The 13,986-nt window shown below is 51.7% G+C and carries 12 protein-coding genes and 1 pseudogene; 12 read left to right on the top strand and 1 reads right to left on the bottom strand.

Translation table 11 applies throughout. The features are described from left to right. Nucleotides 1-12 precede the first annotated feature (12 nt). The gene (locus tag DSM2777_RS01090; RefSeq protein WP_061552956.1) at nt 13-1,668 is read right to left on the bottom strand and encodes a site-specific integrase; all 1,656 of its coding nucleotides are present in this window, start codon (nt 1,666-1,668) and stop codon (nt 13-15) included. 257 nt (nt 1,669-1,925) lie between these two features. Here DSM2777_RS01090 and DSM2777_RS01085 point away from each other — a divergent pair. From DSM2777_RS01085 to DSM2777_RS01030, 12 genes and pseudogenes are all read left to right on the top strand, one after another. Next, nucleotides 1,926-2,827 (top strand): annotated as a pseudogene (locus DSM2777_RS01085) (ParA family protein). Continuing rightward, nucleotides 2,800-4,170, top strand: coding sequence for an SPI-7-type island replicative DNA helicase (dnaB-PI, locus tag DSM2777_RS01080; RefSeq protein WP_061552955.1), 1,371 nt, complete (start codon nt 2,800-2,802; stop codon nt 4,168-4,170). Before DSM2777_RS01085 ends, dnaB-PI begins: the two are co-directional and overlap by 28 nt. Continuing rightward, nucleotides 4,167-5,903 (top strand): ParB family protein, encoded by a 1,737-nt coding sequence (locus tag DSM2777_RS01075; protein ID WP_061552954.1) that lies wholly within the window; start codon nt 4,167-4,169, stop codon nt 5,901-5,903. Before dnaB-PI ends, DSM2777_RS01075 begins: the two co-directional genes overlap by 4 nt. Next, a complete protein-coding gene (locus DSM2777_RS01070) occupies nt 5,893-6,144 on the top strand; it encodes a TraR/DksA C4-type zinc finger protein (RefSeq protein WP_061552953.1) in 252 nt (83 codons plus the stop codon). The genes DSM2777_RS01075 and DSM2777_RS01070 overlap by 11 nt, the downstream gene beginning before the upstream one ends. Beyond that, nucleotides 6,128-6,886 carry a DUF2786 domain-containing protein gene (locus DSM2777_RS01065; RefSeq protein ID WP_061552952.1) on the top strand — a complete coding sequence of 253 codons (759 nt, stop codon included), beginning with the start codon at nt 6,128-6,130 and terminating at the stop codon, nt 6,884-6,886. The genes DSM2777_RS01070 and DSM2777_RS01065 overlap by 17 nt, the downstream gene beginning before the upstream one ends. 84 nt (nt 6,887-6,970) lie before the next feature. Continuing rightward, complete coding sequence (locus DSM2777_RS01060; protein WP_060435768.1) at nt 6,971-7,552, top strand: DUF2857 domain-containing protein; 582 nt, start codon at nt 6,971-6,973, stop codon at nt 7,550-7,552. Beyond that, nucleotides 7,549-7,782 carry a ParE family toxin-like protein gene (locus DSM2777_RS01055; protein WP_060435758.1) on the top strand — a complete coding sequence of 78 codons (234 nt, stop codon included), beginning with the start codon at nt 7,549-7,551 and terminating at the stop codon, nt 7,780-7,782. Before DSM2777_RS01060 ends, DSM2777_RS01055 begins: the two co-directional genes overlap by 4 nt. Before the next feature lie 101 nt (nt 7,783-7,883). Continuing rightward, complete coding sequence (locus tag DSM2777_RS01050; RefSeq protein ID WP_061552951.1) at nt 7,884-9,143, top strand: STY4528 family pathogenicity island replication protein; 1,260 nt, start codon at nt 7,884-7,886, stop codon at nt 9,141-9,143. A gap of 266 nt (nt 9,144-9,409) precedes the next feature. Further along, nucleotides 9,410-10,150, top strand: a complete 741-nt coding sequence (locus DSM2777_RS01045) for a PFL_4669 family integrating conjugative element protein (RefSeq protein ID WP_047609017.1) — start codon at nt 9,410-9,412, stop codon at nt 10,148-10,150. 10 nt (nt 10,151-10,160) lie between these two features. After that, nucleotides 10,161-12,173, top strand: a complete 2,013-nt coding sequence (locus tag DSM2777_RS01040) for a DNA topoisomerase III (protein ID WP_061552950.1) — start codon at nt 10,161-10,163, stop codon at nt 12,171-12,173. Nucleotides 12,174-12,798: 625 nt separating this feature from the next. Beyond that, a complete protein-coding gene (locus DSM2777_RS01035) occupies nt 12,799-13,299 on the top strand; it encodes an STY4534 family ICE replication protein (RefSeq protein ID WP_047609019.1) in 501 nt (166 codons plus the stop codon). A 75-nt stretch (nt 13,300-13,374) separates the two neighbouring features. Beyond that, nucleotides 13,375-13,920: a single-stranded DNA-binding protein gene (locus tag DSM2777_RS01030; RefSeq protein WP_061552949.1), complete on the top strand. Its 546-nt coding sequence runs from the start codon at nt 13,375-13,377 to the stop codon at nt 13,918-13,920. Nucleotides 13,921-13,986: the final 66 nt, after the last annotated feature.

Below are 13,986 nucleotides of genomic sequence, written 5' to 3'. Positions count from 1 at the left end.
GGTAAAAGTAAGTTAAGTGCGGCTCCGCTGAAGGTTCAGTCTTGGGATTTGCTCGATGACGCTACGCTGGGCCTGTACGCTTGTTTCGCCATAACCGTGACTGGCCTTCGCTCTGTCAGATGAATTTTCGTTATGTCCGAGAATGCTGTCCTGAATTTCCTCGCGAATGTTCAGATCTCGGCATAGTGTAACGAGCGTGTGGCGGAAGCTGTGGGTCGGCTTGATGCCCTGCCGCGTCAGGCCGTGTTCCCGAATGTAGTTCCCCCACCAGCGGCCATAGTTGTACGAGTATTTCCGGTTCACTTCGGACTTATCGGCAAAGAGCTGATTGGTGCTGGACTGCACGAAATCAAGGAAGCCCAGCTCAATCAGGTGGCTATGTATCGGGAACTGGCGTGTGTTACCCATCTTGATCGACTGGCCTTCACCCATTGTCAGCCTGAAGCAGGGTGTACCGTCCACCTCCACGATGTCACCCTTACGGAGCTGGGCGATTTCCTCAACGCGGGCACCGCAGTAGTAGAGAATTATCGGTATCCAGTACGCCATAGCTCCATACGGCGTTTCTTCACCGTGGAAGACGGGCAGAGAGAAGATACGGCTGATTTCATCGCGACTGAAAGACCTGACGACTGCCGGGCCAGCGACGACCTTACGTTTCTTCAGCTTGCCTAACGGGTTCTCAGTTAGCTTGCCGTCCTCTACCGCGACGCGAAAGACCGACGACAGCTCTTTAAGCATATTTTCAACACGGACAGGGCTGATTTTTTCACCTTCAGCGTCCACCTGCTTGTGCAGTGGCAGTAACCGTACCGCCTTAGAAGGACGGGATGGGAGCTTTTCGAGCAGGTTACGGAAGTCGGCGAGGTCAGTAACGGTGATGTCCTCTACGGCCTTCTGCCCAATAAACTCAATGAAGCGATTTGCCGATGTTGTGTAGGCGATAATCCGACTTTCTGCACGCAGTGGTTCATGACGCATAACGTGATCTTTATAGCGTTCGAACAGGTCTGCGAAGGTGAGAGTTTCAGGTCTTTCTGCGGGGAGAACGTCCAGACCTTTGCTTCTAGCGTAGTGCTGGGGGCGAAGATTCAGAAGGTAAGCATTGGTGATATCGCTACGCCGTTCAGCCAGTCGCCATGCCAGACGGATTCGCCAGGCCGGGGTGAGAATGAGGGGCGTGTATTCCAGAGCTTCATCCAGCTCTACAACCATCAGTTTGCAGATGGATTCGTCACGTTCTGCCTGCCATGTTTGTGACTTGTAGCGGGGCTTGCGTTCGCGGTCTTCCAGCCAGTCGTGAATGATGTCGTTTTCCGGCGAGTGGAACATTCCCGTTTTACCATCGAGAACATCTTCAACGAGGTATCGATCCCGGATTAGCTCGCCATTCTGCATGGTACGTGAAGCCCATACACCAGCGATCATCTCTATATCGGCATCAGTTAAGGACTCTTCCGCTTCAAGCTGCTTTTCTGCCAGCCTGAGCATCATGTCGATCTGAATGATTTTTGCGGGTGCTCGTTCTCTGGCCTCCCTCACGTCTTTGGTATCAAGGGTAAACTTGATCTCACGTTTATTGAGGATGCCTTGCAGGTGTTTGGGGACGGCCTTACGGATGAGGTAAACGCCGAAACGGTTCTTTGTTGGCTGTATCATAATGCCCATTTTGTACCACCTTTCTGTACCACCGGGAAGCGGGGCCGGAGGAAATTAAAAAGAGGTAACTACTGGTAAACCAACAAGTTGTTGACTCAGAAAGCAAAAACCCCCGCCGAAGCGAGGGTTCTAAATGAGTGGTGCCCGGACTCGGAATCGAACCAAGGACACGGGGATTTTCAATCCCTGTGTCGAGTTGTTAGATTTCATAAGTGATTGTGGTATATATGTAAACTCGCATCCTGAGATAATTATCAGGTGCCTAAATGCATGTTATACCAGTAATTTCTACCAAGGGTGGGGAAGGTAAATCCACTCAGGCCGCTAATCTTGCCGGCTTTCTAGCCGATGCAGGTTTAAAAGTCCTTCTTATCGATGGAGACTATGCTCAGCCAACTGCGAGTAGCATTTTCTCTCTTTCCTATGAAGCCCCCAAAGGTTTGTATGAATTGCTCATGCAGACTGCAGATCTAAACCAACCTTCGAGTCTCATATCCCACAGCGTCATCAGCGGGCTAGACATCATTATTTCAAACGACCCTCACGCTCAGCTTCCGACTGCCATGCTTCACGCTCCGGATGGTCGTTTACGCTTACGTAACGTTCTTCAGCACCCTCTTTTCCAGTCATACGATGTCATCATCGTCGATTCTCAGGGTGCCCGTTCAATCATGTTGGAACTGATTGTTCTGGCAGCAACGCGAACGGCCGTGGGTGTCGTAAAACCCGTACTTCCTGATGTAAGGGAATTCATTCGCGGGACCATCAATATGATGGAAAACTTGCTGCCTTTTTCGGCCCTAGGTCTGAAACTCCCAGAAATACGCATCCTCATTAACTGTATGAAGTACACCCGCCTTGCTCGTGATACTTACCAGCAACTTGAAGAGATCATCAATGATGGCCGGTATAGCGCGCACAGCGAACAAATCAAAGTTTCGCTGCTCAGCACCTTCATTTATGACCTCGAAATTTATGTTGAAGGTCACGCAGCTGGTCAGCCTGCCCATCGCCTGGAAAAGAAAACTGGCCGAGTAAGCGACTCTGCGTTCGCCACGATGTACAACCTTGCAAGCGAACTTTTCCCTGAATGGAAACCGCAGTTCGACCGCATCGCCTTGAAAGAAATGGAGGCGAAACATGGCTGAATCCAACATGGAAGCCTTGAAAGGGCTGGTTTCTGTTGAAGCGGAGCAGGGCGTGCTGGGTGGTTTAATGCTCGATAACGATCGTTGGGATGACGTTGCACTTGTCCTTACCGCAGATGATTTTTTCAGTAGGACGCATCAGACATATTTTCGTGAAATGAAGCGCCTGATTGATGCTGGCAAACCAATTGATCTTATCACCCTGACAGACACGCTTGATCAGCAAAAAACGCTGGAGACAGTGGGAGGGTTTGGTTACGCAGCAACGCTCAGTAAAAACACGCCAAGCGCGGCCAATATTGTCGCGTACAGCGAAATTGTTGCGCGTTATAGCAGAGCGCGACAGCTTGCTGCTTTGGGTAACGATCTGAGTCGGGATGTCGCTGCACCCCGTGCAGATATCTCTTGCATCCTCGAGCAGGCTGAAAAACGGATCATTGATATCGCTGAAAAAGCAGAACCTGAAAAAGGTACCTCCGTAATCGAAGGGTTAGAGCGACTTATCAGCGATTTGGAAATGCGCAATCAGTCAGGTAACGGGATAACCGGAACACCAACAGGTTATGACGATCTTGATACTCGCACATGCGGGCTTCAGGACAGTGATCTTGTGTTGCTGGCTGCACGCCCATCGATGGGTAAAACGGCGTTGGCAATGGGCATGGTGACGGGCGCTCTTGAGCAACATAAGGAAAGTATCGTTCAGGTTTATAGTCTCGAGCAGCCGACTGAACAGCTTCTCATGCGCATGATTTCCTCATTGGGCAATGTAGAGCTTCAACGCCTCAAAAGTGGACTGCTGGAGGATGAGGATTGGGCTCGGATAAGTCATGTTGCTGGCCTAATCGCTAATGACTGGCGGGATAGGCTGATCATTGACGATACCAGCTATTTGACGCCGTCGATGTTTCGAATTCGCGCACGTCGCAGTGCGCGTAAGTACGGTAAACCTTCACTGATTATGATCGATTACTTACAACTGATGCGGTGCCCCGATCAGGAGAATCGTACGCAGGAAATCGCCGAAATCTCACGTTCTCTTAAGGCGCTGGCGAAAGAAATGAAGTGCCCGGTTTTGGCTCTCTCCCAGCTCAACCGCTCTCTTGAATCCCGTGCAGACAAACGACCAAACAACGGTGATCTCCGTGACTCCGGCGCGCTGGAGCAGGATGCTGACGTTATCATGTTTATTTATCGCGATGAGGTCTATAACCCCGACACAGAAGACAAAGGGCTGGCTGAAGTGATCATTGGAAAGCAGAGGCAGGGACCTATTGGGATGGTCACACTCCGTTTTGACAGCCGCTTTACCCGCTTTGAGTCTCTTCGAGCTCCTGCCTTACAAGGAGGAGTTTACCGATGAGCAAGTTCACAAAAATTAATCTTTCTGATGCCATGCTACAGCGCGGTAAATCACCGTCACAGCTCACTACAGGCGATAACGTTTCACCATCAGTTCTTCCTCTTAGTGAAATGCCGATGGTGCTTACATTAGATCAGTTGCGTCCAAATCCTGATAATCCGCGCACGTCGCGCAACCCCCGTTTCGATGATATCAAAACCTCTATTCGCTCGCGTGGATTGGACTCTATTCCCAAAGTAACGCGCGATCCGGATGGGGAAGAAGTGTATATCTTCAGCGATGGTGGGAACACCCGTTATCAGATCCTTTGCGAACTCTGGCAGGAGACAGGGGACGATCGTTTCTATCGAATCCAGACCATTGTTAAGCCATGGCCTGGACGTCTCCAGTGCGTGATTGGGCATCTTGCTGAAAACGAAGTTCGCGGTGATCTTACCTACATCGAAAAGGCCTTTGGTATCCATAAAGCCCGGACAATCTGGGAGGAACAGCTCGGCAAGAGTGTCACATTGCGTGAGCTTTCCGATTTGCTTAATCAGCAGGGCTATCCGATACATTTCTCAGGGATTAGCCGGATGGAAGATACCCTGACCTATTTATACCCTTCTATGCCGATTCTTCTTGATTCAGGGCTAAGTCGGTCTCAGGTAACCCCTTTACTTAGTCTGCGTTCGACAGCTGAGAAAACGTGGAAAATATTCGCTCCTGACGTATCGGCTAAACGTGATTTTCATGAGGTTTTCGCCAATACCTGCTGTTTGTTCAATAACCCAGAACTGTACTCCTTTGAGATGTTTCGCGATGAGCTCATTGGCGAGCTTCTCAAAGCATTACCTCACCCATCTCTGAACTATGACCGCTGGCTGATTGAGCTGGACCCGAAAGAGCAGCAGCGTCGAGAGATGTTTGGTGAACCGCCTGCACTGCCCGTAATGAGCCCAGTTCAGGATACGTCCCTATCAGTATTACAAGAAAAAGAAGTGAGGCAGTTACCACCGCAGCCTGATGATAAAACGCACTTAACCGGGCTGCGCTCCGGCACGCTGACAGGAACGCATAACCGACCTGAACCTGCTCCGGATAACAATGCTGAAGTAGAGATTCCAACATTACCGGCTTCTTTGCAGTCTCTTACAGATGGTAGTCAGCTGCGCCCTGCGGAACGAACGGAGACACAGCCAGATCTTTATGGTGGGCCAGCTGTTCTCAGCGGTGAGCCGAGTGGGCAATCAGCATTTAATGATATTAGTTTGTTTTCCGCGTTGTCGGAGTCATCTGATGAGTCTGCTCAGTCGGTGGTTCATGAGTCATCTGTTGCTTTTGCCGCGACGGGGCTTGAGCCGGTCACTGATATCTGGCACATCCCGGTACTACAGGATGATATCGAGCACCTGCAGGACATGGCCTACCGTCTGGCCTTTGAACTCGCAGAGGCTATGGGATGTGAAGAGAGCATTTATGAAGATAAATCTAATCAATCAGCGGGTTACAACGCTTCCGAACAGAGCAGCAATGAGTTCGTCCTGTTCCTGGCGGGCATGACGGGTAATCTTCCGAAGCAGCCCTTCAATATGTTTATGTTCTGCCTGAATTTTTTCGGCTCACCGGTTATCAGCGACCAGCCCGTTTTTGCCGATCAGCACGTCGTTAAAGTTATGCGCCTGATCCGCGTTTTACGTCGCCTGCGTGAGTTACAGCGTGATGCAGCGAAGGGAGGTTCCCATGACCTTTGATCTCAATGATGAAATGGCACAGGCAGTCACGGAGCAGCAGCTCAGGGCAAGTCTGAGTCTTATTCTTGACGAAGTCCGTTCTGATAAACCGTCACATCACTTTTGTGAGGACTGTGGAGCAGCCATCCCGGAAGCGCGCCGTCAGGCGGTTCGTGGCGTCCGTTTTTGCATCGGCTGTCAGGAAGTCCAGGAACATTATCAGCACATTGGTACGGGGAAACGCTATGACAGCCGGAGATAATGAAAAGCTCTTGCGCCGTATCCGTAAGCTTATGGCTTTAGGAACCCGCAATAACAATACTTATGAGGCCGCGCGAGCCGTGCGTCTTGCACAGGTTCTTATGCAGCGACACAACCTCTCGCCAGAGGATTTAGCACTCGGCGACGTCCAGGAAGCGGTCAGTTATCAAATCTATTCCGATGCCATCAGTATCCCGGGGTGGCTGAATGCACTGGCTGCCGTGGTATGCATGGCAACGGGATGCCGTTGCTGGTTTAGCTGGCATCACTCCGCCACCCGAACCGGCCAGGCCCGCCGCCGGCGCTCACTGCATTTTTATGGACTGAATGAACGTCCTGAGGTGGGGTTGTACGTGTTCACTGTCCTGTCCCGCCAGCTCAGGGAGGCCACCGATTTGCACATGCACTCAGCCTACCGGCTTAAGCGCCTCAAGGTACAAACAAAGCGAAACCGGGCTGACCAGTTTCGTGAGGGCTGGGTAGTAGGGGTTTGGAACGTTCTTGAGTCGTTTGAACCCTCAGAAAAAGAATCGGGAGTTTTGCGGAACTGGCTGACACAGCGATGCGGAAATCAGGCGCTGTCCGAGCTTAATGTAAGGGAGGCACGCAGTTGCCGCGGTGACTCAAAAGCCCGCGAATCAGGCTGGATGGCAGGGCGGCAAGCCCAACTGAGTCAGGGGCTTAACGGTCAGGCGTCGCAGTTGAAAGCCTTGTCCGTGATCGGAGGAAAAGATGATGAATAATGCGCTGATTTTCATAGCATGCTCTGCCTGCTGGATGACGGATGCTTGGTTACTTGCGGATTTGGGGATGAACGGGGGGTTACTGTGAGCCAAAACTTATCTCAGGCAACGAATGCCATATTGACACATCTCCTTATGGAGCTGAAATCAGGGAATATTCGCCGGTGTGAGTCTTTAGGTATGACGATCGAAGAGGTGCGTCAGTTGAGTCAATTGACCGTCGACGACCTGCATTACCTGATGCAAAGCAGCGTGTCGGTACTGAATCTTAGCATCAATCATGACAATTTCTGGATCATCGTTCAGCAGTCCAGAACTGAGCAGAAGCGCATGCAGCGCATTGACCGGGCGTTAGCGCTCGGCGGATCCATCGAGCTGATGCAGACTTACTTTGGCCTCAGCGCGGCAGAGGTCAGTGCCCGGCGTCGTCTCAAAGGAATTGATACCGCCCGTGGGCGTACGCAGGCACCGGATGAAGAGGCGGATGCCGGCATTTGGACGCAGTGGGACGCATCGGGTCTTAACTCTCCAGACTCTCATGACGCACTGGACGTAATGATGCTCGCCGCCGAGCTCCACAATGTCTCACTGACTGCCGTCTGGACGCGCGTAACCACATGGTGTCGTGAACGTGAACGTAAGGGCAATAAACGGGAGGCGGTATGACTGAGCTTCTCGATTTCAACCCGCGTCAGCACATCACCCCTGCGGTGCGTCGTAAAGCCATAGGGATGGTGAACTCTCTTGAGAGCGGCCAAAAGGTATGCAAGCGTCTGGATGTAAAAGGCTATCTCAAAATAGATATCGGTCCATTCTGGCGGATGCTTAGCAAAGACGGCGGGCACCGCTGGTTCCTGATGAATCACGAGACATATAACCGTGAAATCAGGAAATAACGCAGAAGGTTAAGCACAGTTTTACGATGACGCACACATCCAGGAACGGGGCCTTTATGGCCCCGCAGTGCTGTCACTGTCATGTATCAAGAGGACGCGAGATGGGATTACCGCCAGACAGTATCGTAGAGTTTACGCTGTCACGAATGCAGAACAGCCTTGCCAGCAGAACACCTGAAAATGACGTCACCAGCGAACGCAGCGGCCTGCTTTTCCTGGGCAACGTGCATGATGCTTTTCCACGTCAGCTGTTTATGGATACGCGTCTTTCGCCGCTGGATAAAACGGCGTGGGTAATGATCCGCCTCTATGCGCAGCAAAATGAGGGCGCGGTGTTTCCTACCTACGATGAATTGCAACTCCAGCTCGCTTCGCCTCATGCGGAAAAGGCGTCCCGCGAAACCATCAGCAGAGTGCTTCTCATGCTAAGGATAACCGGCTGGCTGAGCCTGTGTAAGCGCGTCCGTGATGCGCGCGGTCGCGTAAGGGGAAACATTTATGCCCAGCACGATGAACCGCTCAGTTGCCGTGATGCGGAAACCTTTGATCCCGGTTGGCTTGACCTTGTTGCATCGAGTTGCCAGCACCGTAATAAGGCAGTTCGCTTGACGGCCATGGCCGTGCTTGCCGACATTAAGAATGACCCCACCATGCGTCACCGTCATTCGCGTTTGGCCATGATTGAAAGTCGGCTCGGTTCGCCATCAGCGCCGCGGGAGATGGCTAGCCTACGCCGTGCTTATCAGCCGGGTTCGGTTCCCGAACTCAGTATAAAAAACGCAGAAAAGCATTATGAGATACCGGGTTCGGATACCGAACTCAGTGAAAAAGAGGGGAGTGTTGAACCGGGTTCGGATACCGAACTCAGTCTAAAATCAGCAAGTTACGCCGGAGTTCGGAAATCGAACTGTAACGTACGTATTTTCACACAAGGTGTGAATAAAAAAACGTACGTACCGGATGAGAACGGTGGTAAGGGCCTGTCGGTACCGGAACTGCCTGAGTCGCTGACCAGCAAGATATCAACTGAGGATGCGGCAGCGCTGTCTGCTCAGCTGGCTGCCTTGCCTGAGCCGGAGTCTTCTGCGCTTATGGGTATGCTGAAAAAACAGCTGCGTAAGGGCCAGTTAACCAACCCTATGGGCTGGATGCTGGCCATGCTCAAACGGGCCCGTGATGGACACCTTGTGATGCCCGACGCTGTCACTTCGTCCCAGACTGTCGGACAGGCAAACGCCGCCTTATCACCGATGCCAGTATTTCAACGGCCTGCACAACGGGCCTCTGCCGAAAGTGTTTCAAGCGTTATCGCTGACATTCGGAATGCGATGTTGCGGGGCACAGAGGTGGTTAAAAAGTAATCTTGTTGCGGCCCGCAACAAGATTAAAAAATAGCCAGACATTTTAGTGGTTCCATAAAGCGATTAATAATTATCGCTGGTCTCCTAAAAAATAACCTTGTTGCGGGGCGCAACAAGGTCAAAAAATGCACATTAACCTATTTCGCAACCGGCTTTGGGATGGTGTGGCCTTATATTCAGAAAATGAATGAAGACTTTTACGTTGTTGGGACCTCTGTATTTTCAGGACTATCAGCTCCTTCTTAACTGATAAGACGGTGACAACGATGGCGGATAATACCGAGAAAAGAACGGGTGCATTGCACTCAGAGTTGAAAATTGAACTCCACAGCCACTATGCGATTGGGTTATGGCAGGGCAGGCGAGCAGAGAAAGGGGTAGAGGGGAGTAAAGGCAAGCCTGCCATCATGGGAATGCCGCGTTTTCTCAGTCTGGCATCCAAAATCAATCAGGACTCTCTTAAGAATAATCCTTGGGCAGATGCCACAATGTGGACGATGGAGGTGAAGCTCAATGCCGCGAATAAAAAGATGCAGTCGCTGATCGAAGGTCTTGAAAAAGACATGCAATGGTTACCGAAAGGGGCAACGTTAAGTGAGGCTTCCGTTTCTGAACCCCTTGATATCCGGGTGTTCAGTAATACCCCCCTTGGTTACCGCTGTGTTTTTCTGCTTCTTGGTTTTGATCAGTTTGCCAAGCAGGTCCTTCAGGCTTCGCACTATGGAATGATTTCACGTCAACAACGTTACGACATGTTAAGTGAAGGAAGTCGCCTCCTTCGTGAGATTTATGGTACTGCGATGAGTTATCGCTCAGTAAATGTTTCCAGGCAGGACGCAGTCGAAAATAACCCTGTTTGGAAGCAGGCCGTTTTGGAGCTTGGTGAACCTGATGTTGACGTGCTGCTGGGTAACCATCGGTCTGCTTTCTCCCCGCCCGTTAATGAGGCCAGTGTTAACCTCCTGCGGATCCGCTACCGGGCTAATAATAGCGATAATGCTAAATAAAGGAGGGAGAATGCGCCTATTCCTTTGTGAAAAACCCTCTCAGGGGAGGGACATCGCTGCCATAGTCGGTGCCACGAAAAGAGGCACCGGCTTCCTTCAGGGGCCTGGGGTGACGGTCACCTGGGCAGTTGGCCATTTACTCGAAAACGCCTCTCCGGAGGCGTATGGTCTGCAGTTCGGGAAACCCTGGAACATTTCAGCCCTTCTGGTATTGCCGGCACAGTGGCAAATGACAGTGAAGAAGGACACGGAAGATCAGTTTAAGACGATCGCAAAATTATTGAAGCAGGTTGATGAAGTGGTGATAGCCACCGACGCAGACCGGGAAGGCGAAGTCATTGCCCGGGAGTTGCTGGACTTTTGCCAGTGGCGGGGACCGGTAAACCGGCTATGGCTATCAGCGCTGGATGAACAGAGTATTCGTGATGGGCTCAATCACATCAAACCCGGTAACGAGACTCAGGCTTTATACTATGCGGGACTGGGGCGCGCCCGTGCTGACTGGTTGACGGGTATGAATCTTACCCGCCTTTATACATTAAAGGCCCGTGAAAAAGGGTTTGACGGGGTGCTGTCGGTAGGTCGGGTACAGACACCGACGCTGGCACTTCTGGTAACCCGGGACAGAGAGATTGCCGCTTTTGTCCCGAAACCCTACTGGCAGGTCAGTGCGGTTTTGCATGCGGGTGACGTGACGTTTGCTGCCCAGTGGGTACCTGCGAAAATGTACACCGACGAGGAAAAACGCTGTGTCCATCAGGGCATTGCCCAACAGGTGGCCCAACTGTGCCGTCAGACGAGGCAGGCTCAGGTTCTTGAGCAGGAGAAAAAGCGTGAGACACAAGCTGCTCCGCTGGCCTTTTCGTTAGGTGCTTTGCAGCAGGCCTGTGGGAAACTCTGGGAAATGTCACCTCAGCAGGTGCTTGATACCGCCCAAAGTTTGTATGAGACCCATAAGGCCACGACCTACCCCCGTACCGACTGTGGTTTTTTGCCGGAGTCGATGCGTGAAGAAATCCCTCAGGTACTTGCCGCCCTGGTCAAAACTGACCCTTCCCTCACACCTGTGATTGCAACCCTGGATCCCCGTTTTGCTTCACGTATCTGGAATGATAAAAAGCTCACGGCTCACCACGGGATCATTCCGACTAAACATGCCTGCGACCTGGGAAAAATGAATGACGCAGAGAAGCGGGTGTATGAACTCATTCGTCGCCACTACCTCGCCCAGTTCCTTCCTTTGCACGAGAGCGATGTGACACGCCTGGACCTCAGCATCGGGGGACAGCTTTTTCGCACAACTGGCCGGGTGGTCGGAGTGCCCGGTTGGAAAATATTGTTTAACTCAGTCACTGACGGGAAAGAGAACACCGGGGAGGAGCAGGACAACGCGCTCCCCGCGCTGAACAAAGGGGATATGTGCACAGTGACGGCTGCTGAGGTGAAGAGTCTTAAAACGAAAGCACCGCTGCATTTCACGTTCGATACGCTGATAGCCGCGATGATGAACGCGGCGTCTTACGTGACAGATTTGCAGTTAAAAAAGGTCCTGAAAGAGAATGCGGGTCTGGGAACAGAAGCGACCCGCGCCGGTATCATCGACACGCTCCTGAAGCGGGGATATATCGTCATTAAAGGCCGCTATCTGCGGGCCACCGAAGTGGCTATGGATCTGATAGATGCCTTGCCTGCCCCTTTGAAAGAGCCGGGTATGACAGCACTATGGGAGCAGGCGCTCGATGAGGTTGCTGCAGGTCGGATGCGACTGGAAGACTTTATGGCGCGACAGACGGGCTGGACTCGACAACTCGTTGCTCAGGAGCAGGTTCAAAATGTCACTATCCGCGTGCCCCCGACCCCGCAATGCCCCCTTTGTGGCAGTAAAACCCGGCTGAGGCACGGCGAGAAAGGGACGTTTTACAGCTGTGAGAAATACCCGGCCTGCAAAGGCGTCGTCAACGCCACTGACCAGGCGAAGAAAAAGCCTTCTAAGCCTAAGTCCCGTAAGTCAAAGCAGAATTAACCGATTGCGGGTGGGGCATGTATTTTGCTATGTTTCTCGTGGCTCTGAAGCCGCACCCCGTGACTGCGGTCTGCCAGAATGCTACATGCATTGCGTTCTGGCCGAACAGTCTGACAGACCGCTCCCACACCTGAGAGAAGAGTCTGTAAGGCACATAACCTCCGTGAAAACCGTGCCGGGTCCTGAACATGCCCCGGAGCTGCTGTGCAAACAGCTTAACCTCAGATCGATGGTGCAGATCGCAATGGCGGTACCTTAGGGTGCCGCTGTTTATTTATGCCTCCCCATTTTCAATTTTTTAGACCCGCTATATTGACTTCTCCCCGCCGCGGTTTAAAACTGAACACGCCAATCGTTGTCTCTGACAACTGCCAATGTTCCGGTGATTTGAGAGGAACGCCTTCGGGTAATCACATGCCAATGCCATCACAACCTGAGAGATGGCGCTTTCGGGCGGTTACGTTAAATCTGTTAACCTTTGTAAACAGAGACCTTCGGGTTAAGGCCACCTTCACAAATTCAGCCAGTCAGTGACCTCGTTACTGACTTCCCTGCGGGAAACACTCTCCCGCACGGGATGATTGTTTCTCCGCTACCTGTTTATTTTCACTCCGGAGAGAACATCATGACTGCTACTGCAAATACCCCTGCTTCAAACAACGCTTCACATTCTTCCTCTCAGCCTAAGGCTGAATATTTCAATCTCAATGTTACCGGCATCGGATACCTTAAAAACATCCGTAAAGTGGCTGGCACCACCGGTGAATTCACCTGTGCCGTTATTAATGCCCTGACCGGCCCGACAGACAATGCGTCATACACCCGTTTTGACGTGACTGTTGCAGGCAAGGAAAGTGTTTCGCTCATCAATCGCTGCCAAAAGTCAGTGGATGAAGAGAAACAGGTGCTGATTGGTTTTGTCCTGAGCGGTCTTACTGCTGACGTATTTACCTTGTCTAAAGGAGATCACGCCGGTGAAAGTCGCCCAAGCTTAAAAGCCCGGCTTATTGCGGTCGAGTGGATAAAGATTGGTGGCGAGATCGTGTTCAAGTCCGAAAAACCGACCTCTACTCCGCCGGGACAGAATGCAGAGCAGCTGAAAAGCTACGCTGACAATTCATTCTGACCTGACACGGATACACACCCAGCTGGAACACACCAGCGGGTGTGTTCCTCTCACCTATTTTAAGAGGAATTCAATATGTCCAGTCGCGGCGTAAACAAAGTTATCCTGATCGGTTTTTTAGGGCAGGAACCTGAAGTTCGTTATCTTCCAAACGGTATGGCAGTGACGAACATTTCATTGGCCACGTCTGAATCCTGGCGTGATAAACAATCAGGCGAAGAGAAAGAGCGTACTGAATGGCACCGAGTGGTGTTGTTTGGCAAGCTTGCTGAAATCGCCGGAGAATACCTGCATAAAGGTTCTCAGGTTTACATCGAAGGCCAGTTGCAAACCCGTAAGTGGACTGACAATGCAGGGGTCGAACGCTGGACAACTGAAATCGTGGTCAAACAGCAGGGCACCATGCAGATGCTGGGTAGCAGCAATCGCACCAACGCCAGTGGAAGTGGTCAGCCTGCAAATAAACAGCATTCTGCTGCAGCGCCTGCGAGCGGGACACCTCAGTCACAGTCAGCGCCGCAGTCTATGGGCAATGAACCGCCGATGGATTTTGATGACGACATCCCGTTCCTTGGTTATGGATATGGAGTATGTCGCGGCGCGCTTTACGGTATTTCCTGAGCAGTATTTTTACTCATTGCTTGTAAGCATCCACCCTGTGGGGAGAACTCCCCCAGGGAGATTCTC

The sequence above is a fragment of the Obesumbacterium proteus genome, from assembly GCF_001586165.1.
Taxonomy (GTDB): domain Bacteria; phylum Pseudomonadota; class Gammaproteobacteria; order Enterobacterales; family Enterobacteriaceae; genus Hafnia; species Hafnia protea.
This window is presented reverse-complemented; position numbering and strand designations above follow the sequence as displayed.